General features: G+C 66.7%; 5 protein-coding genes. All 5 read left to right on the forward strand.

The features are described from left to right. Nucleotides 1-868: type IV secretion system protein (locus C8N44_RS22585; RefSeq protein ID WP_188758822.1), on the forward strand; the 868-nt coding region annotated here is incomplete at its 5' end. After that, on the forward strand, nucleotides 865-1,554 hold the full coding sequence (trbF, locus tag C8N44_RS22590) for a conjugal transfer protein TrbF (protein ID WP_107978948.1): 690 nt from the start codon (nucleotides 865-867) through the stop codon (nucleotides 1,552-1,554). The genes C8N44_RS22585 and trbF, both read left to right, overlap by 4 nt. Next, entirely contained in the window at nucleotides 1,551-2,579 is a 1,029-nt protein-coding gene (trbG, locus tag C8N44_RS22595) for a P-type conjugative transfer protein TrbG (RefSeq protein ID WP_107978949.1), read from the forward strand. The genes trbF and trbG overlap by 4 nt, the downstream gene beginning before the upstream one ends. Further along, nucleotides 2,576-3,697 (forward strand): TraB/TrbI/VirB10 family type IV secretion system protein, encoded by a 1,122-nt coding sequence (locus C8N44_RS22600; RefSeq protein WP_107978950.1) that lies wholly within the window; start codon nucleotides 2,576-2,578, stop codon nucleotides 3,695-3,697. The genes trbG and C8N44_RS22600 overlap by 4 nt, the downstream gene beginning before the upstream one ends. 2 nt (nucleotides 3,698-3,699) lie before the next feature. After that, complete coding sequence (locus C8N44_RS22605; protein ID WP_076705626.1) at nucleotides 3,700-3,939, forward strand: DUF2274 domain-containing protein; 240 nt, start codon at nucleotides 3,700-3,702, stop codon at nucleotides 3,937-3,939. Nucleotides 3,940-4,066 lie beyond the last annotated feature (127 nt).

Below are 4,066 nucleotides of genomic sequence, written 5' to 3' on the forward strand. Positions count from 1 at the left end.
GCAGCTCTTCGTCACCCTGATCGAGTTCAAGCTCACGACCCTCGCGGGCTTCGTGCTGATCCCCTTCGGCCTCTTCGGCAAGACCGCCTTCATGGCCGAGCGCGTGCTGGGCAACGTGATTTCCTCCGGCATCAAGGTTTTGGTGCTGGCCGTGATCATCGGCATCGGATCGACGCTCTTCGGCCAGTTCACCGCGGGCTTCGGAGGCGTGACGCCGACCATCGATGACGCCATGGCGATTGTTCTGGCTGCCCTGTCTCTGCTGGGCCTCGGTATCTTCGGCCCCGGTATCGCCTCGGGTCTGGTGTCCGGCGGGCCCCAACTCAGCGCGGGGGCGGCCATAGGTACAGGCCTTGCCGTCGGTGGCGCTGCGATCGGGGCCGGAGGGGCGACCATGCTCGCAGCGCGCGGGGCGGGGTCCGCGCTCTCTGGTGGTGCCGCCCTCGCACGCGGCGGCGCAGCCGCGGCGGGCGCAGCCTCGAGCGCCTACACGCTCGGCTCGATGGGCGGAGGTGGTTTCTCCGGGGGGATGGCTGGTGTAACGCGCGCCGGGGCCGCTTCCGCGGCATCACCGCTCAAGAAGGCGTCTTCTCGCGCGGCGGGCGGGATCCAGTCCAGCTACGCCGAGGGCGTCAAGGGCGGTGTGGTGGCGACGGGCGGAACCACCTCGATGGGCACGGTTGGCGGAGCGGCACCCGAGCCTTCTTCCGGCCCGTCCGCCTCCGATGGCCCGCCAGCCTGGGCAAAGCGCATGCGCCATAACCAGGCCGTGAGCCATGGCGTCCGCGCTGCCGCCCATGCCGTCCGGTCGGGCGACAGCCACGGCTCGGGCTCCTCCGTCAATCTCTCCGAAAGGGACCGCTCATGAACCTCTTCAGGCGTTCCGCCACGCATTATGGCAAGACACCTCAACCAGAGACGCCTTACCAGAGGGCTGCGCAGGTCTGGGACGAGCGCATCGGCTCCGCCCGCGTTCAGGCTCGCAACTGGCGCTACATGGCCTTCGGCAGCCTGATCCTCGCGGCGGGTTTTGCCGGCGCCCTGGTCTGGCAATCCGCACGTGGCACGGTAGTGCCCTGGGTCGTTCAGGTCGACGCGCTCGGCGAGGCCCAGGCTGTCGCTCCGGCTTCCGCCGACTACGAGCCGACCGATCCGCAGATCGCCTTCCATCTTGGCCGTTTCATCGAACAGGTTCGTTCCATCCCCGCCGACCCGATCATCGTGCGGCAGAACTGGCTGCGCGCCTATGAGTTCACCACGGACCGTGGCGCGGCCGCTCTGAACGATTTCGCTCGTGCGAACGACCCGTTCACCCGCGTCGGCCGTCAGCAGATCGCCGTCGAGGTGTCCTCGGTCATCCGGGCCTCGCCGCGATCGTTCCGCGTCGCCTGGACCGAGCGCCACTACGAGAACGGCCAGCTTTCCACGACCGCGCGCTGGACCGCGATCCTGACCGTCGTGATCCAGACGCCGCGCAGCGCCGAGCGCCTGCGCGCCAATCCCCTCGGAATCTATATCAATGCGATCTCCTGGTCGCGGGAGATGAGCCAATGACTGAACAGCATCTTCATGCAACCAGGTCTCCGGGCGTCAGGACGCCGATGTTGGTGGCGTTGCTGCTATCCGCATCCGTACTGGCAGGGTGCGCCCGCAACCCGGTGCCGGAATTCAGCTACGACGAGTCCGTGCCGCCGCTGCCCACCCCGCCCGCCTCGGCTGCCGAGGAACGCCCTCGGCCCTTGCACATGCCGCCGGTCTGGACAGTGGCGCATGGCGGAGCGGTGGCAGGCACACCGACCGGACGTATCGAAAACGCCAATGCCGCCGCCCGGATCGAACCGCGCCGGGAAGGCTATTACAATGCGATCCAGATCTATCCCTGGTCGGAAGGTGCCCTCTATCAGGTCTATGCCGCGCCGGGTCAGATCACCAATATCGCACTCGAGCCGGGCGAACGTCTGACCGGCGCGGGTCCGATCGCTGCGGGGGATACCACGCGCTGGATCATTGGCGACACAGAGAGCGGGTCCGGATCCACTGCCCGCGTCCACATCCTCGTCAAACCGACGCGGGACGACATCTCGACCAATCTGGTGATCAGCACTGACAGGCGGGTGTATACGATCGAGCTGCGTGCACGTGAGGCGCTCTACATGCCCTCGGTCGCCTGGGCCTATCCGGCAGCGCCGCGTGGTGGGCGGCAGGCTGTGGCAATCGCGCCGACCATTCCGGCGCCCTCTGCCCGCAATCATCGCTACGGCTTGCAGATCCAGGGGGAAAGCCCGCCCTGGCGCCCGGTTTCTGTCTTCGACGATGGCCGCCGCGTCTATGTCGTCTTCCCGGCAGGCATCGCCCAGGGCGAGATGCCGCCTCTCTTCGTGCTCGGTTCGGACGGAGAACCGCAGATCGTCAACAGCCGCATTCACCGGAACGTTCTGATCGTGGATCGCCTCTTCGGCGCCGCCGAGCTCCGGCTGGGCGCAGGAGACCGCCAGCAGGTGGTCCGGATCGTGCGCATGGAGGAGCGCGAGGCCGATGCGCGGACGGAGGTGGATGCGCGAAGGGGAGGGGCGTCATGAGTGACACCGATCCTGCAGCGCCGATGCGTCTGCGCCCCGATCCGCCGCGCGTGACCCGGCTGTCGCGCAAGGTTCTGGCCGGTGTCGGAGCTGTCGCCCTGTTCGGCATTGGGGGCGCGCTGATCTATGCGCTCCAGACCCGTGAGGCAGGGCCGGGAGGTGGAGAACTTTATTCCATCGACAATCGACCGGCTGCGGACGGCCTGGAAGGGCTGCCGTCCGACTATACCGGACCGGTTCTGGGACCTGCACTGCCCGGTGACCTCGGGCGACCGATCCTTGACGCGCAGGAGCGGGGTTTGCCCGTGAGCCCTCCGCCGATTGCGAGCCCGACCGTCGATCCGGAGGCTGAGCGCCGCAGGGCAGAGGAGGAAACCGCGCGTCTGAGCGGTGTCTTCTTCCAGTCGGCAACTGGCAGGGCAACGACGGCCGGGGCCGGCGTGAACCTTCCGGGCCTGGGTGGCTCCGGGCAACCTGAGGGGAGCCGGCATACGGCTTTCCTCAACGGTCCGGTGGACCGGCAGACCGTCGCATCCGATCGCATTCAGCCGCCAGCCTCGCCGAACATCCTTCAGGCGGGAGCGGTGATCCCGGCCGCGCTCATCACCGGCATTCGCTCCGATCTCCCGGGGCAGATCACCGCGCAGGTCACCGAGAATGTCTATGACAGCCCGACCGGGTCGCTGCTGCTGATCCCACAAGGAACCCGCATCATCGGCCAATACGATGACGGCGTGACGTTCGGCCAACGCCGCGTGCTGCTGGTCTGGAACCGCCTGATCCTTCCCGGCGGTCAATCCATTGTTCTCGAACGTCTGCCGGGGGCGGATGCGAGCGGCTATGCCGGCCTCGAGGATGGCGTTGACTATCACTGGTGGGATCTGATGCGCGCGGCGGGTCTGTCCACGCTGCTCGCGATTGGTGCGGACCTCGCCACCGATGACGAGGACCGCCTGGTCCAGGCGATCCGCGATGGCGCTGTGGACACGATTAACCAGGCCGGCCAGCAGATCGTCCAGCGTCAGCTGCAGGTCGCGCCGACGCTGACCATCCGCCCGGGGTTCCCGGTCAGGATCATCGTCACCCGCGATCTGGTATTCGAACCCGCAGGAGGTTGATCATGTCGAAACTCAAGCTTGGACCTCTGCCCGACGACAAGCCGGTGAAGGTGACAGTGGAATTGCCAGCATCTGTTCATCGCGATCTGGTCGCCTATGCCGAGGTGCTGGGGCGGGAGACGGGGCAACCTGTTGCCGACGCAGTCCGGCTGATTGTACCGATGCTCCAGAGGTTTATTGCGACAGATCGCGGGTTTGCGAAGGCGAGGCGTGCGGCTCAAATCCACAGAGATGCTCACTGATAGCCGCGCTTCTTTCCGACCCTGCTTTTGTCCTCGCCATGCTCAGAAGACGCCTGAACGCGGGGTTGTCGTTATTCGGCGACCAGATTGCAGAAAATGGAAGGCGCTCGCCCTTGATCGGTCGAAA

Source organism: Allosediminivita pacifica (assembly GCF_003054175.1).
In the GTDB taxonomy this organism is placed as follows: Bacteria; Pseudomonadota; Alphaproteobacteria; order Rhodobacterales; family Rhodobacteraceae; genus Allosediminivita; species Allosediminivita pacifica.